Genomic DNA, 15,025 nt, shown 5'->3' with positions numbered 1-15,025 from the left:
CTGTTGTCCTAAGCTGGCGCTCTTCTCAAGGAGAGCGCCGCATGAAGAAATATGTTGTTGCTTTATTGGCCCTGCTGCCGTTGTCGGTGATGGCCGCCTATCCCATCGAGGTGAAAAAGGACCTCGGCGAAGGGGTCAAGCTCGATACCACTGCCTACGACACCGCCAACGACATGAGCACCATCACCCTGAACAACTACGGCGACGTCGCCGCCTCGTGCCGGGTGACCTTCAAGAACGGCCCGGAAACCCCACGGGTGAAGCGTGTCGATGTGCCGGCGAAGTCGAGCCGCGATGTCACGGCGTCGTTCAACAAGCAGATCATCAAGATGCGCATCGCGGTGGACTGCAAAGGGCAACAAGCAAATTAACCGATAGGTTTGACCGAGTTTTTACGCTTTTTTATCGATAGGTCAATCATTAATCTTGCCTCCATCGACTTAGCGACCTTGCCGATGGAGGCAAAATTCAATGTCCCGCGTACTGATCATCGAAAGCAGCGCCCGCCAGCAGGATTCCACCTCCCGGCAACTGACCCGCGATTTCATCGCCCAATGGCAAGCGGCCAACCCTGCCGACAGCATCACCGTACGCGACGTGGCCCTGAACCCGCTGCCGCACCTGGACAGCACCTTGCTGGGTGGCTGGATGAAGCCGGAAGACCAGCGCAGCGCCGAGGAAGTGCAGGCCCTGGCCCGTTCCAACGAGCTGACTGACGAAGTCCTCGCCGCCGACGTGCTGGTGCTGGCGGCGCCGATGTACAACTTCACCATCCCGAGCACGCTCAAGGCCTGGCTGGACCATGTGCTGCGTGCCGGCGTCACCTTCAAGTACACCGAGACCGGCCCGCAGGGCCTGCTCACTGGCAAGCGCGCCTACGTGCTGACGGCTCGCGGCGGCATCCACGCCGGTGCGGCCAGCGACCATCAGGAACCGTACCTGCGCCAGGTAATGGCCTTCATCGGCATCCACGACGTGACCTTCATCCACGCGGAGGGCCTGAACATGGGCGGCGACTTCCACGAGAAGGGCTTGAACCAGGCCAAGGCCCAACTGGCCGCGGTGGCCTGACTGCAACGAATCTTCCCTGCCTGACACCCCTTTTTGCTCCTTTGGGTGTAGTGCCCGGTCGAAGCCCAGTGCTCGACCGGGCTTTTTATTGGTTCATCACGGAATACCGGGAAGCTTTGGGTTTAGTGGCGGAATCGGTATCGCGAGCTTATCCATTGCGGGCGGCGTCACCGCCTGCAATGGATAAGCTCGCGACACCGACACCGAACATTCAACCCCCAAGTTTCCCGATATACCGTGAAGAACCTTTTTATTGCCCTTCAGGGCCTCATCGCGGGCAACGCCCGCTCCCACAAGGTTCGCGTGCGCCGCATGACTTGTGGGAGCGGGCGTTGCCCGCGATGAGGCCCTGAATGACGAAACAAAACTCTCGGCAATTGCACCCCGACCACCCAACCCGCTAAGGTCGCCGCCTCCTTTGCCGAGAGACCACCATGGGCTACCTACTGATCGTCGCGCTGATCCAGGCGTATTCCTTCAACCTGATCGGCGAATACCTCGCCGGCCATGTCGACAGCTACTTCGCCGTACTCGCGCGGGTCGTCCTGGCCCTGCTGATCTTCCTGCCCCTGACCCGCTGGCGCCAGGTCGAACCGCGCTTCATGCGCGCGATGCTGGTGATCGGTGCCCTGCAGTTCGGCATCACCTATGTCTGCCTGTACCTGAGCTTCCGCGTGCTCACGGTGCCGGAAGTGCTGCTGTTCACCATCCTCACCCCGCTGCACGTGACCCTGATCGAAGACGCGCTGAACCGTCGCTTCAACCCCTGGGCCCTGCTTGCCGCTCTGGTAGCGGTAGCCGGTGCCGCGGTGATCCGCTTCGACAGCATCAACCCGGATTTCTTCATCGGCTTCCTGCTCCTGCAACTGGCCAACTTCACCTATGCCGCCGGGCAGGTCCTGTACAAGCACCTGGTCGCCCGCTACCCGAGCGACCTGCCGCACTACCGGCGTTTCGGCTACTTCTACCTCGGCGCGCTGATCGTCGTGCTGCCGGCCTTCCTGGTGTTCGGCAACGCCCAGCATCTACCCACCACCGACGTGCAGTGGGGCGTGCTGCTGTTCCTCGGGCTGTGTCCGACGGCGCTGGGCCTGTACTGGTGGAACAAGGGTGCCTGCCTGGTCTCGGGCGGCACCCTTGCGGTGATGAACAACCTGCATGTCCCGGTGGGGTTGCTGCTCAATCTGCTGATCTGGAACCAGGACGAGCCGCTGGGACGTTTGTTCATCGGCGGGACGGTGATCCTCGCGTCACTGTGGCTGAGCCGGCTTGGCAGTCGTCCTGCTCTGACGGCAACTCCGTCATGAACCGTCAGTACTGGGTCTGTCCTGTCGGCCGTTGAATATAGTGATTCGCGGGCGAGTATTTGCGCAGATCGTTTCTCAGGCGGACCAGTTCATGCTGGTCCTGACCGAGAAGGTGTTCGATTTCCTTTTCTAGACGCTCGAACGACAGGCCTTCGCCCAGGCCGAGAATCTTGTAGGCACGCTCCAGCTCGGCAACGAGTTTCATTTGGAAGGGGTGCATTTCCCTGCTGTTGCTTTCCCGCTGCTGAGCTTGTTCGTGCTGAGGAAGCGCTTTGTTGACATAAAAGAAGTCCGCGTAAAAGCGCTCCAGCAGATGCTGGGTTCTCCACAGGGGACTGTAGTAACGGTCATTGAGTTCGTACTGACCGAGTATCAGGTTGTTGGAGAGAACGGCCATTATCACTTCCATGGAGAACGCCTCGTTCTGCATGTCGGGCAACGCCACTGCCGGGTGGTCGAATTCTCGCCAGAATACCGATGCGACAATGCCGGCGGTTTCGTCCGCATCGAGCTCGATCATTCGCCTGAGATCGTTATCCATTTCTTCGTCGGATGCCTCGGGTGCTTCATGAATCTCTCCCGAATGACCCAACTCTGTCCTGAGATAAGAGACATGACCGCAAATGAAGTGGGCCCATTCGTGAAAGACCACGAGCATGCTGGCCTTGATCGCGACCTCCGTTGCTATGGCGTGAAGGTGGGGATTGTCCGATAGATTGCCCAGCAATCCCTCCTGTTGTTGGAAGGGTACGATCGGGGCCAGCCCGCTTTCCTGAGTGAAGGTATCCAGAAAGCCGGGCGTGGCGTGAATACGATGAAGACGGTCAAGATTCTCCAGAAGCACCCCAATGTTCAGGAAAATCAGGGCGGTATTCTCCTTCTCGTCGTAAGACAGTCTGACCCACGCATTGAACGCCAGGGTGGGCACGATACATACAGCGCACTTCCACGGATAAAGGGGCTGCCCGTGCTTGCGATGGTTATTGCCAATCAGCTTCGAAATCCAGAAACACAGCTGGGAAAAGGCTTCGTCGAATAGCGCCCTGCCCTCCGGTTGCAGTAGCAGGTCATCGAGGCTGGCCCGGTCGAAGATCTCGTCGTTACCCAGCTTCGCCTTGATGATTCCTGCGGCTTCCTTCTTGATATTCAGCGGCAGGTCTCCAATGCAGAAAACCTTGGCCTCTTCGTCATAGTAGGTGTCGAAGGGGTCAGGAAGCGCCTTGGGCGATCCCAAGGACAAAGAGCGTTTCAGTGCATCGAACAAATTTCCCAACATGGATTCATCCTTGAACGTCGTTATCTGTTTTGTCGCCCGGCTTAATTCTGCCGGACGCTTTCGGTAATCACGCTGCTTTGCTGGGTCACGGCCAGCAGGCCGGAACGCAGGTCGCTGCCGCTCGGCTGCTGGTACAGGCTCAACCCGAACTCCGGCAACACCGCCAGCAGGTAGTCGAAGATATCGCCCTGGATGCGCTCGTACTCGGCCCACACCGTGGTCCGGGTAAAGCAATAGATCTCCAGCGGCACGCCTTCGGCGGTGGTCTGCATCTGGCGGACCATGCAGGTCATGCCCTGCTGCACGTCGGGGTGGTTCTTCAGGTAGGCGAGGGCGAAGGCGCGGAAGGTGCCGATGTTGGTCAGCTTGCGGCGGTTGGCCGATAGCTCGGCGACCTGGCCCTGGGATTCGTTCCAGGTGTGCAGTTCGTTGCGTTTCTGCGCCAGGTAGTCCTTGAGCAGGCGCACGTCACTGAGACGGTGCTGTTCCTCGGCGGTGAGGAAGCGCACGCCACCGGCGTCGATGAACAGGCTGCGCTTGATCCGCCGGCCGCCGGACTGCTGCATGCCGCGCCAGTTGCGGAACGACTCGCTCATCAGGCGCCAGGTGGGGATGGAAACGATGGTCTTGTCGAAATTCTGCACCTTCACCGTGTGCAGAGTGATGTCCACCACGTCGCCGTCGGCGCCGACCTGGGGCATCTCGATCCAGTCGCCGACCCGCAGCATGTCGTTGCTGGTCAACTGCACGCTGGCGACGAACGACAGCAGGGTGTCCTTGTATACCAACAGGATCACCGCCGACATGGCACCCAGACCGGACAGTAGCAACAGCGGCGAGCGGTCGATCAGGGTGGCGACGATGATGATGGCGCCGAACACATAGAGGACCATCTTCGCCAACTGCACGTAGCCCTTGATCGAGCGGGTGCGGGCGTGTTCGGTGCGGGCGTAGATGTCCAGCAGGGCATCGAGCAGGGCGGCGGTCGCCAGCAGCAGGAACAGGATGGTGAAGGCCAGGGCAAGATTGCCGAGGAAATGCTGGCTGGTGACGCTCAGCTCCGGTACCAGCTTGAGGCCGAACTGCACCACCAGCGACGGGGTGATCTGTGCCAGGCGATGAAACACCTTGTTTTCCAGCAGATCCCGCAGCCAGAGCAATGCCGGCTGTCGGCACAGCAGCTTGACCGCATGCAGCACCACGAAGCGTGCCACCCGGCCCATCACCAGGGCGATGACCAGCAGTAACAGAAGGCCGAGACCGGCGTGCAGCAGCGGGTGCTGGTCGAGGGTGCCCCACAGGTCGAGGGCGTCTTGCCAGAACTGTTGAATAGCCATGGGTAACGCAAAAACTCCACATCGATGAAAAAACAGGCTGCCATTAGAGCCGCGCGGGGAGGCCCGGAGCAAAAAGAAATTCGGCTCCGGCGGCGGAAAACGTTACCCTATGTGGCTGAATTTCTGCACATGCCCGAGGTTACATCCGTGTTTTCCGAATTCGCCCTGCACGAACGCCTGCTCAAAGCCGTCGCCGCACTCAACTTTGTCGAGCCGACGCCGGTGCAGGCTGCGGCCATTCCCCTGGCGTTGCAGGGGCGTGACCTGCGGGTGACGGCGAAAACCGGCAGTGGCAAGACCGCGGCCTTCGTCCTGCCGCTGCTCAACCGCCTGGTCGACCTGAACCAGAAACGCGTGGAAATCCGTGCCCTGATCCTGCTGCCGACCCGCGAGCTGGCGCAGCAAACCCTGAAGGAAATCGAGCGCTTCTCGCAGTTCACCTTCATCAAATCGGGGATCATCACCGGCGGCGAAGACTTCAAGGAACAGGCCGCGATGTTGCGCAAGGTCCCGGACATCCTCATCGGTACTCCGGGGCGCATGCTGGAGCACCTGAACGCCGGCAACCTCGACCTGGAACACGTGCAGGTGGTGGTGCTGGACGAAGCCGACCGCATGCTCGACATGGGCTTCGCCGAAGACGTGGAACGCCTTTGTGGCCTGTGCCAGAACCGTGCGCAGACCATGCTGTTCTCCGCCACCACCGGCGGCGCCGGCCTGCGCGACATGATCGGCAAGGTCCTGAAGGACCCTGAGCACCTGATGCTCAACGCGGTCAGCCAGCTCAACGAAGGCACCCGTCAGCAGATCATCACCGCCGACCACAACCAGCACAAAGAGCAGATCGCCCAGTGGTTGCTGGCCAACGAGACTTACGAAAAAGCCATTATCTTCACCAACACCCGGGTCATGGCCGACCGGATCTATGGTCACCTGGTGGCCAAGGACCTGAAGGCGTTCGTTCTGCACGGCGACAAGGACCAGAAGGACCGCAAGCTGGCCATCGAGCGCTTCAAGACCGGCGGTGCGAAAGTGCTGGTGGCTACCGACGTGGCGGCCCGCGGCCTGGACGTGGATGGCCTGGACCTGGTGATCAACTTCGACATGCCGCGCAGTGGTGACGAGTATGTGCACCGCATCGGCCGTACCGGCCGGGCTGGCAACGAAGGTCTGGCGGTGTCGCTGATCTGCCACGGCGACTGGAACCTGATGTCGAGCATCGAGCGCTACCTGAAGCAGAGCTTCGAGCGCCGGGTGATCAAGGAAGTGAAGGGCACCTACAGCGGGCCGAAGAAGGTCAAGGCTTCGGGCAAGGCGGCTGGGGTGAAGAAGAAAAAGGTAGACAAGAAGGCCGGTGACAAGAAGGCCGCGGCCAAGCGCAAGCCGACAGCCAAGCCACGGCCGAACGCGCCGCTGGCCAGCTCCGATGGCCTGGCACCGCTGAAGAAGCGCGCGCCGGCGGCTGAGTAATCTTTCGCCCCTGAGGGCCCCATCGCTGGCTTGCCAGCGATGGGGCCCTCAACGTTTGTACAAGAATCAGGTCTTCTTCTCCGCTTCCCGCAATTCCTGCAACCGCTTGTCGATCAACTGGCACTTGTCCGGCAGATCCTTGCTCTCCGTCCCCAGCTTCATCCCTTTCAACTCATCGTTGATTTCCTTGGCCTTTTGCGGGTTCTGCTCGGTCAGCCGGCTCACTTCCTTGGCCAGTTCCTCGCGTTTCTCCGTCGCTTCCTCCAGGGTGCAGGCCCAGCTCGGCAGTGCAAACAGCAGGCTGGCGGTGGCGGTCAGCATCATCAGGGTCTTCATGGTCGAGCCTCCATGTTCAGGTTTGCGGTGGAGGCCGCCGCCGTCCGGAAAGTTCAGTCGAACCGCCAGCGCGACTTCCGGTCACAACCGATACACCCCCAACGGAGGCCGTACCCCATGAGCACCGTTTATGACTGGGACCTGATCGAGCGCTTGTTGCACGAAGTGCAGAACAGCGCCGACCAACACTTCACCCCGCGCCCCTACGCCGAACAGCATGCCGCGCAGCTCGCCGCGGCGGGCGAGCCGGTGCCTGACGTTGACCACCTGAAAACCCGTGCCTGCGATTACGAGCGCCTGCTGCTGGAACGCGGCTACATCGCCGACCGCCCGGAAGACGAGGGCGGCAACGGCGAGAACTATGTGCTCACCCCACGCGGCTCTCGCCTGCTCAGCCTGATTGACAGCAGCATTCCCGGCAACGATCACCCGCGCCAAGTTCTCGACGAACAGGCCGATGCCCTTGACGAAGCGACCTTCGAAGAAGTGGCTACCAAGGCACAGATTGCGTGATGGATGTCAGACACATCTGGTAATGGCTGACGGGCGGTCCTCATAATCGGCGTCAATTCTTTGCTGCCATGAGGTCGTCATGCCGTTGTCAGAAGTGGGGGGGCGCCGATGAACGCTCCCCGTCGCGATCCCGATGCCTTTGCGTTTCAGGTGATGCTGGGGCTGTGCCTGATCTGGGGCGTCCAGCAGGTGATGGTGAAATGGGCTGCCGCCGATATCGCCCCGGTGATGCAGGCGGCCAGCCGTTCCGGTATCTCTGCGCTGCTGGTCGGTCTGCTGATCTGCTGGAAAGGCGGCTGGGAGCAGGTTGGCACGACCTGGCGTGGCGGGCTGCTGGCCGGGGCGCTGTTCGGTATCGAATTCCTGTTTATCGCCGAAGGCCTGACCCTGACCTCGGCGGCGCATATGTCGGTGTTTCTCTACACGGCGCCGGTGTTCACTGCCCTTGGTCTGCATTTTCTCCTGCCCAGCGAGCGCTTGCGGCCGTTGCAGTGGGTGGGCATCTTGCTGTCCTTCGCGGGGATCGCCTTCGCCTTTGCCGGCGGGCTTTCCCTGTCGGACCTGAGCGGACCGATGCTGCTCGGCGATTTCTTCGGCGTGCTGGCCGGCGCGGCCTGGGGTGCCACCACCGTGGTGGTGCGCTGCTCGCGCCTGTCCGAGGCGCCGGCGACCCTGACACTTTTCTACCAGCTGGCGGTGGGCTTCGTCGGCCTGCTGCTGATCGCCGCCTTCAGCGGCAAGATCACCCACGTATCGCTGACGCCCATCGCCATTGGCAGCGTGCTGTTCCAGGCGCTGGTAGTGTCGTTCTTCAGCTACCTGACCTGGTTCTGGTTACTGCGCAAATACCTGGCATCCAACCTTGCGGTGTTCTCCTTCGTCACACCGATCTTTGGCGTGACCTTCGGCGTGCTGCTGCTGGACGAGCCGCTGAGCTTGAACTTCATCGTCGGCGCCCTGTGCGTGTTGGCCGGTATCGTTCTGGTCAGCGCGGAACAGTGGGTGCGCAGGCGCCTGCGTTCGTTGCTGGGACAGCGTTAGGCCTCCAGGCCAGGGCGCCGGCCAGCAACAGGCCGCTGCCCGCGATGATCAGCGCCGGTTGCAGGCTGCCGGCGAGCTGATTGCTCAGCGCTGCCAGCAGCGGCCCGCCCAGTTGGCCGATGGCGAAGCAGGCAGTGAGCAGGCCGGCGTTGCGTTGGGTGGCGTGGGGCGCCAGCTCCCGCGAGCGCTGCATCACCAGTTGCATGCAGGCGAGGAACGGCGCACCGCAGAGGATCACCCCCAGGGCCAGGCCGGGACCGTTGCCCAGCAGGCAGGCGAAGACTCCGGCGGCCTGCAGCCACAGCGTGGTCATCAGCCAGTTCGATGTACCGTTGGGTGTTGCCCGGCGCCGGCTCAGCAGCACCACGCCCAGGGCCGCCGCCAGCCCGAAGCCGGGCCAGAACAGGTCGGCCATCCAGCTGCCGTGGAAGCGTGCGCTGGCCATCTGCGACATGAAAGTGGCCGGGATGATGTAGCCGATCCCATAGAGACCGTAGATCAGGCCGAGGCGGGCGATGCCGCGGCTTGGCGCCGTGTTGCCGTGTGTGGCGAGCGGGGCGGCCGGCAGGTGCTCGGGGCGCGGGATCATCGGCCTTACCGCCAGCAGCATGATCAGCGCGGCGGCGGCATAGATCAGCCACAGCGGCGCCGAGCCCAGGCCGTAGAGGTTGGAACCCAGGGCCAGCAGGCCGGTGAGCATGATGCCCAGGCCGGGCCCAGCGAACACCATGGCACCGAGGCGTGGCAGGTTGTGATGAGCGGCCAGGGGCTGGGTCAGGCTGGTGATCATCACCAGCACCCAGGCGCTGGCCACGCCGGTGCCAAAGCGCAGCAGGGCATGGGCAACGAAGCCGTCGGCCCAGAACGACACCAGGGTCAGGAGCACGCACAGCCACAGGCCGATATCCAGGCGCAGGCGCACCTGCCGCGGGCTGCGGGCGAACATCGCGTCCAGTGCACCGAGCAGGTAGCCCAGGTAGTTTGCCGCAGCCACCAGACCGGCGGCGGTCAGGCTCAACTGGCCTTCGCCAACCAGGTGTGGCAGTTGCGGGGTGAGGGCGAAGCGGCCGATGCCCATCGCCATCATCAGGGCGACGAAGCTGGCCAGCAGGCGGTGTCTTGGCGACATGGCGGAATTCCTCGGTGCAAGCGTTTGGGTGCCGTCAGACTACTGGTGATTGCTATTCATAAAAATTGAATAATACTGAGCTACTTTTTCAATTTTGGAGAATGGCTGTGGAACTGAGCCAGCTGCGAATCTTCCAGGCCGTGGCCGAGACCGGCTCGGTGACCCGCGCCGCCGAGCAGTTGCACCGGGTGCCGTCGAACCTGTCGACGCGCCTGCGCCAGCTCGAAGAGCAGTTGGGCGTCGAGCTGTTCCACCGCGAGCGCCAGCGCCTGCAGCTGTCGCCTGCCGGCAAGGTGCTGCTGGACTACGCCGGGCGCATGCTGGCCCTGCATGACGAGGCGTTCGCCGCCGTGCAGGGCGGCCAACCGGCCGGCGAGTTCATTCTCGGCAGCATGTACAGCACCGCCGCGATCCATCTGCCGAGCCTGCTGGCGCGCTACCACAAGGCCTATCCGGCGGTGAACCTGCAGGTGCAGACCGCGCCCAGCGGCGAACTGCTCGAAGGCCTGCTCGCCGGGCGCCTGGATGCCGCACTGCTGGACGGGCCGCTGTCGCTCTCGGGGCTGGATGGCGTGCCGCTGTGCGAGGAAACCCTGGTGCTGATCACCGAGCCCGATCATCCCCCGGTGCGCAGCGCCAGGGATGTGGCCGGGCGCGCGGTGTTCACCTTCCGCAAGGGCTGCTCCTACCGCATGCGCCTGGAAGCCTGGTACGCCCATGACCATGCGGCGATGGGGCGGGCCATGGAGATCGAGTCCTACCCGAGCATGCTCGCCTGCGTGGTGGCGGGTTCGGGGGTGGCGCTGATGTCGCAGTCGATGCTGGACAGCCTGCCGGGAAGGGAGAATGTGGCGGTGCATCGCCTGCAGACGCCGTTCGACCTGGCCACTACCTGGCTGGTGTGGCGTCGCGGTATGCGCGGGGCGAACCTGGATGCCTGGGTGAACTTGCAGGAAGCACTGCACCAGGGACCGTCCGTCGGCGAGGCGCTCAGCGCTTGATGCAGGTCAGAAACAGTGTTTTTTCTGCAGGCGATTTGTAGGACATACGGCTATGATGGGTAGGAAACATCGTAGCCAAATTGGATTGGACGATGACCCTCAAGGGGGGCTTTATGAAAAACCTGATGATGAACTGGCTCCATGACCTCGCGGTTGCGCTGGGACTGATCCCGCCGATGCAGCCGGTGCCGATTCCGACCGATGAAGAAAAGCGCAAGCGGCAGCCGCGGCGCTGAAATCAAGAATCTGAAGAGCGACACGAACCCTGTGGGAGCGGGTTGACCCGCGATTGCGTCGGTGAGTCCACTACCGTAATCGCGGGTCAACCCGCTCCCACAGGGTACGCGTCAGCCAAAGAAAAGGGCCTGCTTGAAGCAGGCCCTTTTCATTTCCGGTGTTCAGGCCAGCTTGGCCGCATTCACCGCCGGACGCGACATCAGGCTGACTACCACGAAACTCACCAGGCCAATCGCCAGGCTGTAGTAGATCGGCGTGTTGGCATCCATCCCGTCCTTGATCATGAACGCCAGCGCCGTGACGAAGCCCAGGGTCATGCTCACGATCGCACCGCGGGTAGTGGCGCGTTTCCAGTAGATGGCACCGATCAGCGGCACCAGCATGCCACCCACCAGCAGGTTGTAGGCCAGGGTCAGAGCGCTGATCACGTCTTCCACCACCAGGGCGATGGCCAGCACGACCAGGCCGGTCAGCAGGGTGAACAGGCGGTTGATCGCCAGGCTCGACTGTTTGCCGCCGCGCAGCTTGGGCAGCAGGTCTTCGGTCAGCACGGTGGAGGCCGCCAGCAGGCCGGCGCTCGCGGTGGACATCATCGCGGCCAGGGCAGCAGCGATCACCAGGCCGCGGATACCGTCCGGCAGTGCCGATTTGACGATGGCGGCGAAGGCATTGTTGGCGTTGCCCAGGTCCGGCAGCAGCACATGGGCCGCCATGCCGATCACCGCGCACACCAGGCCGTAGATCACGCAGTACACGCCAGCGGTGGTGCCGGCGTACTTGGCCACGTTCTCGTCACGGGCGGTGAACACCCGCTGCCAGATGTCCTGGCCGATCAGGATGCCGAAGAAGTAGATCAGGAAGTAGGTGATGATGGTGTCCCAACCGATGGTGGTCAGGCTGAAGCTGGCCGCCGGCAGCTTGGCTACCAGCTCGTCCCAGCCGCCGACGCGGTACAGGCAGATCGGCAGGAGGACGAACATCAGGCCCACGGTCTTGATGATGAACTGGACGATGTCGGTCAGGGTCAGCGACCACATGCCGCCGATGGTCGAGTACACCACCACGACGCCACCGCCGAGCAGGATCGAGGCCCAGAACGGCAGTTCGAACAGCACCTGCAACACGGTGCCGATGGCCAGGGTCGAGGTCACGCCGATCATCAGCGCGTAGGCGAGCATGATCACCGCGCTGGCCTGACGGGCCATGGGGTTGTAGCGACGCTCAAGGACCTGGGTCACGGTGAAGATGCGCAGGCGCAGCAGGGGTTTGGCGAGGAACAGGTTGAGGGCGATGATGCCCAGGCCCAGCGCGGCGCACAGCCAGAAGCCGGAGATGCCGTGGACGTAGCCCAGCTTCACGGTGCCGACGGTGGACGCGCCACCCAGGACCGTTGCCGCCATGGTGCCCATGTACAGGCTGGGGCCGAGATTGCGTCCGGCCACCAGGTATTCTTCGTGGGTCTTGGCGCGGCGCATGCCGTACCAGCCCAGCAACAGCATGCCGGCGGCGTATATCAGTACAACGAATATGTCCAAGGCCATGGGGTGTCTCCAATTATCTTTTTTATGTGAGATCGATCCCGCGCACGGTGGGCCCGCCGCGGGTCTTTTCTTCGTAGTGATGCAGGTCCGTCACCGGACCCTTTTTCATGGCTCCTGCCGCAAATACCGCTCCTTGCCTTGGCCTTAGCGGTGGGCTACGCCGGGCAGCACGCAGAGCATTTCGTACAGCAGGTTGGCACCCAGCAACGAGGTGTTGCCGGTGGTGTCGTAGGGCGGGGACACTTCCACCAGGTCGCAGCCGATCAGGTCCAGGCCTTGGCAGCCGCGGATGATTTCCATCGCCTGGATGGTGGTCAGGCCGCCGATTTCCGGGGTGCCTGTGCCGGGGGCCCAGGCCGGGTCGATGCCGTCGATATCGAACGAGAGGTACACCGGACCGCCGCCAACCTTCTCGCGGACTTCCGCCATCAGCGGCTCCAGCGACTTGTGCCAGCACTCTTCGGCCTGGACCACGCGGAAGCCCTGCTTGCGGCTCCAGTTGAAGTCTTCGGCGGTGTAGCCCTGGGCGCGCAGGCCGATCTGTACCACGCGGTCGCAATCCAGCAGGCCTTCTTCCACGGCGCGGCGGAAGGTGGTGCCGTGAGCGATCTTCTCGCCGAACATGTGGTCGTTGACATCGGCGTGGGCGTCGATGTGGACCAGGCCGACCTTGCCGTGCTTCTTGTGCAGGGCACGCAGGATCGGCAGGGTGATGGTGTGGTCGCCACCCAGGGTCAGCGGTATGACGTTGTGCTCGACGATCTGGTCGTAGGCTTCTTCGATGATGCGCACGGCGTCGAGCAGGTTGAAGGTGTTGATCGCCACGTCACCGATGTCGGCGACCGACAGCGAGTCGAATGGCGCTGCGCCGGTGGCCATGTTGTACGGGCGGATCATCACCGATTCGGCGCGGATCTGCCGCGGGCCGAAGCGGGTACCTGAACGCAGGGACGTGCCGATGTCCAGCGGTACGCCGATGAAGGCGGCGTCCAGGCCGGCAGGGCTTTGCAGGTGAGGAAGGCGGAGCATGGTAGCGATGCCGCCGAAGCGCGGCATTTCGTTGCCGCCCAGTGGTTGGTGAAGAATCTTGTCCACGGTTCGGGCCTCATCGATTCGATTGTTCTAGTTGTTGATATCTGTTCTCGACAACGGCCAGCCGGCCGGAATCGTCCTGGAACAGTTGCTGTGCGGCGCAGTCTGCAAAAGGTAGTGGGCGGAAAGAATCGCTACCGGCAAATACTTAGTTCAGGTTTTTCTGAACTATCCGCCCAGGCGCGGTTAGACTGTTGCCATTTCCGACCCGCGGACGCCCGTTTTCATGGCCTCGAACCTGCCCGATCTGAAGCTGCTGCGTATTTTCGCCAGCGTGGTGCGCCACCAGGGCTTCGCCAATGCCCAGCGCGATCTCAACCTGTCCACCTCGGCCATCAGCACCTACATGAGCCAACTGGAGTCGGCCCTGGGCATCGTCCTCTGCCATCGCGGGCGCGGAGGCTTCAGCCTGACCAGCAAGGGCGAGCTGTTTCATCAGGAGACTTTGCGCCTGCTGGCCGAGCTGGATGGTTTCGAGCAGTACGCGGCGGCGCTCAAGGGCGAACTGCGCGGCACCCTCAACCTCGGCGTGATCGACTCCACCGTCGGCGACCGCGCCTTGCCCCTGGCCGAAGCCATCGGCGCCTACAGCCAGGAACACCCGGCGGTGCACCTGCACCTGTCGGTTTCGAGTCCCTACGAGTTGCAACTGGGCGTGCAGGATAACCGTCTGGACCTGGCCATCGGCGCCTTTTCCACGCGCATGAGCGGCCTTGTCTACCAGCCGCTGTACCGCGAACAGCACTGGCTGTATTGCAGCAACCGCCATCCGCTGTACCACGAGCGGCGCATTCCCGAGCAAGTGATCACCCAGCAGCGCATGGTCGGCCGCGGCTACTGGAGCCAGGCAGAACTGGCCCGGCACGGCTTCAAGCACAGCGCGGCGACGGTGGAGAGCATGGAGGCGCAGTTGATTCTGGTACTGTCTGGCGCCTACATCGGCTACCTGCCCGAGCACTACGCCCAGGCCTGGGTCGACAAGGGTGATCTGCGCGTGCTGTCGCCGGCCACCTTCGGCTACCAGGCGCCCTTTTCGATGATCATTCGCCGTGGACGGAGTCGCGAACCACTCATTCAGACATTCCGTGACCTGCTTCGCGCACAGCTGACGCCCGGCTGACTAGAGGCGTTTTGCTATCATTACTTTGTGCCTATGGTAAAAATACTGGCCCAATGCCCCCACTCAGTTGAATGCTCTGCTAGACCTTTCTTTGCCTTGATGAATTTTCCGACAACCTCATCAGCAGGGAACGCCCGAGATGCGCAAGAACTTGCCCGTCACTGAGCAGGAAAGATCATTCCCCCCGGGGCAGCGGTTGATCTCCACCACCGACCTCAATAGCCGTATCACCTATTGCAACGACGCCTTCGTCGACATCAGCGGCTTCACCCGCGATGAACTGATCAACCAACCCCACAATATCGTGCGCCACCCCGACATGCCGTCGGCGGTGTTCGCCCATATGTGGGAAACCATCAAGGAGGGCAAACCCTGGATGGGCGTGGTCAAGAACCGCGCCAAGAACGGCGATTTCTACTGGGTCAGCGCCTATGTCACGGCGATCTACGAGAACGGTCGGGTCAGCGGCTACGAGTCGGTGCGCTCGTTGCCGACCCGCGAGCAGGTCGAGCGGGCTTCGGCGTTGTACACGCGGCTTAACGCCGGGCGGGCGC

Annotated in this window: 15 protein-coding genes and 1 pseudogene; 10 read left to right on the top strand and 6 right to left on the bottom strand. The window is 62.6% G+C overall.

Annotated features, from left to right (window positions below; translation table 11 throughout):
* Positions 1-41: 41 nt before the first annotated feature.
* From AC5QPF_RS23530 to AC5QPF_RS23520, 3 genes are all read left to right on the top strand, one after another.
* On the top strand, positions 42-371 hold the full coding sequence (locus AC5QPF_RS23530) for a 3-phosphoglycerate kinase (RefSeq protein WP_494960122.1): 330 nt from the start codon (positions 42-44) through the stop codon (positions 369-371).
* Between the two features lie 100 nt (positions 372-471).
* Positions 472-1,071, top strand: a complete 600-nt coding sequence (locus AC5QPF_RS23525) for an NAD(P)H-dependent oxidoreductase (protein WP_494960121.1) — start codon at positions 472-474, stop codon at positions 1,069-1,071.
* 434 nt (positions 1,072-1,505) lie between these two features.
* Positions 1,506-2,378: a carboxylate/amino acid/amine transporter gene (locus AC5QPF_RS23520; protein ID WP_494960120.1), complete on the top strand. Its 873-nt coding sequence runs from the start codon at positions 1,506-1,508 to the stop codon at positions 2,376-2,378.
* A gap of 4 nt (positions 2,379-2,382) precedes the next feature.
* Here AC5QPF_RS23520 and AC5QPF_RS23515 read toward each other — a convergent pair whose 3' ends face one another.
* Positions 2,383-3,654: a hypothetical protein gene (locus AC5QPF_RS23515; protein WP_494960119.1), complete on the bottom strand. Its 1,272-nt coding sequence runs from the start codon at positions 3,652-3,654 to the stop codon at positions 2,383-2,385.
* Between the two features lie 41 nt (positions 3,655-3,695).
* The gene (locus AC5QPF_RS23510) at positions 3,696-4,991 is read right to left on the bottom strand and encodes a mechanosensitive ion channel domain-containing protein (RefSeq protein WP_494960118.1); all 1,296 of its coding nucleotides are present in this window, start codon (positions 4,989-4,991) and stop codon (positions 3,696-3,698) included.
* A 129-nt stretch (positions 4,992-5,120) separates the two neighbouring features.
* Between AC5QPF_RS23510 and AC5QPF_RS23505 the strand changes: the two genes are divergently transcribed.
* Complete coding sequence (locus AC5QPF_RS23505; RefSeq protein ID WP_494960117.1) at positions 5,121-6,461, top strand: DEAD/DEAH box helicase; 1,341 nt, start codon at positions 5,121-5,123, stop codon at positions 6,459-6,461.
* 66 nt (positions 6,462-6,527) lie between these two features.
* Here the strand turns inward: AC5QPF_RS23505 and AC5QPF_RS23500 are convergent, their stop codons facing one another.
* Entirely contained in the window at positions 6,528-6,797 is a 270-nt protein-coding gene (locus AC5QPF_RS23500; RefSeq protein ID WP_494960116.1) for a hypothetical protein, read from the bottom strand.
* Between the two features lie 117 nt (positions 6,798-6,914).
* Here AC5QPF_RS23500 and AC5QPF_RS23495 point away from each other — a divergent pair, with 117 nt between their 5' ends.
* Positions 6,915-7,310, top strand: a complete 396-nt coding sequence (locus AC5QPF_RS23495; protein ID WP_494960115.1) for a transcriptional regulator — start codon at positions 6,915-6,917, stop codon at positions 7,308-7,310.
* Between the two features lie 108 nt (positions 7,311-7,418).
* The gene (locus AC5QPF_RS23490; RefSeq protein ID WP_494960114.1) at positions 7,419-8,351 is read left to right on the top strand and encodes an EamA family transporter; all 933 of its coding nucleotides are present in this window, start codon (positions 7,419-7,421) and stop codon (positions 8,349-8,351) included.
* On the opposite strand, the gene AC5QPF_RS23485 is transcribed toward AC5QPF_RS23490, so the two are convergent.
* Complete coding sequence (locus AC5QPF_RS23485; protein ID WP_494960113.1) at positions 8,296-9,480, bottom strand: YbfB/YjiJ family MFS transporter; 1,185 nt, start codon at positions 9,478-9,480, stop codon at positions 8,296-8,298. The genes AC5QPF_RS23490 and AC5QPF_RS23485 overlap by 56 nt on opposite strands.
* A gap of 107 nt (positions 9,481-9,587) precedes the next feature.
* Here AC5QPF_RS23485 and ptrR point away from each other — a divergent pair, with 107 nt between their 5' ends.
* Together ptrR and AC5QPF_RS23475 are read left to right on the top strand one after the other, a co-directional pair.
* Positions 9,588-10,481, top strand: coding sequence for a putrescine utilization regulator PtrR (gene ptrR, locus AC5QPF_RS23480; RefSeq protein WP_494960112.1), 894 nt, complete (start codon positions 9,588-9,590; stop codon positions 10,479-10,481).
* A 113-nt stretch (positions 10,482-10,594) separates the two neighbouring features.
* On the top strand, positions 10,595-10,717 hold the full coding sequence (locus tag AC5QPF_RS23475) for a PA1414 family protein (protein WP_494960111.1): 123 nt from the start codon (positions 10,595-10,597) through the stop codon (positions 10,715-10,717).
* A 162-nt stretch (positions 10,718-10,879) separates the two neighbouring features.
* Here AC5QPF_RS23475 and AC5QPF_RS23470 read toward each other — a convergent pair whose 3' ends face one another.
* Both AC5QPF_RS23470 and speB read right to left on the bottom strand, forming a co-directional pair.
* Complete coding sequence (locus AC5QPF_RS23470; RefSeq protein ID WP_494960110.1) at positions 10,880-12,259, bottom strand: sodium:solute symporter family transporter; 1,380 nt, start codon at positions 12,257-12,259, stop codon at positions 10,880-10,882.
* A gap of 144 nt (positions 12,260-12,403) precedes the next feature.
* Complete coding sequence (speB, locus tag AC5QPF_RS23465) at positions 12,404-13,354, bottom strand: agmatinase (RefSeq protein ID WP_494960109.1); 951 nt, start codon at positions 13,352-13,354, stop codon at positions 12,404-12,406.
* 223 nt (positions 13,355-13,577) lie between these two features.
* Between speB and AC5QPF_RS23460 the strand changes: the two genes are divergently transcribed.
* Positions 13,578-14,471 (top strand): LysR family transcriptional regulator, encoded by an 894-nt coding sequence (locus tag AC5QPF_RS23460; RefSeq protein WP_330075671.1) that lies wholly within the window; start codon positions 13,578-13,580, stop codon positions 14,469-14,471.
* A gap of 139 nt (positions 14,472-14,610) precedes the next feature.
* A pseudogene (locus AC5QPF_RS23455) lies at positions 14,611-14,892 on the top strand (PAS domain-containing protein); the annotation flags it as partial.
* Positions 14,893-15,025 lie beyond the last annotated feature (133 nt).

Source organism: Pseudomonas sp. Con_6, from assembly GCF_059379395.1.
Note: the sequence above shows the minus strand (reverse complement) of the source record. Positions and strands in the feature narration are given on the sequence as shown.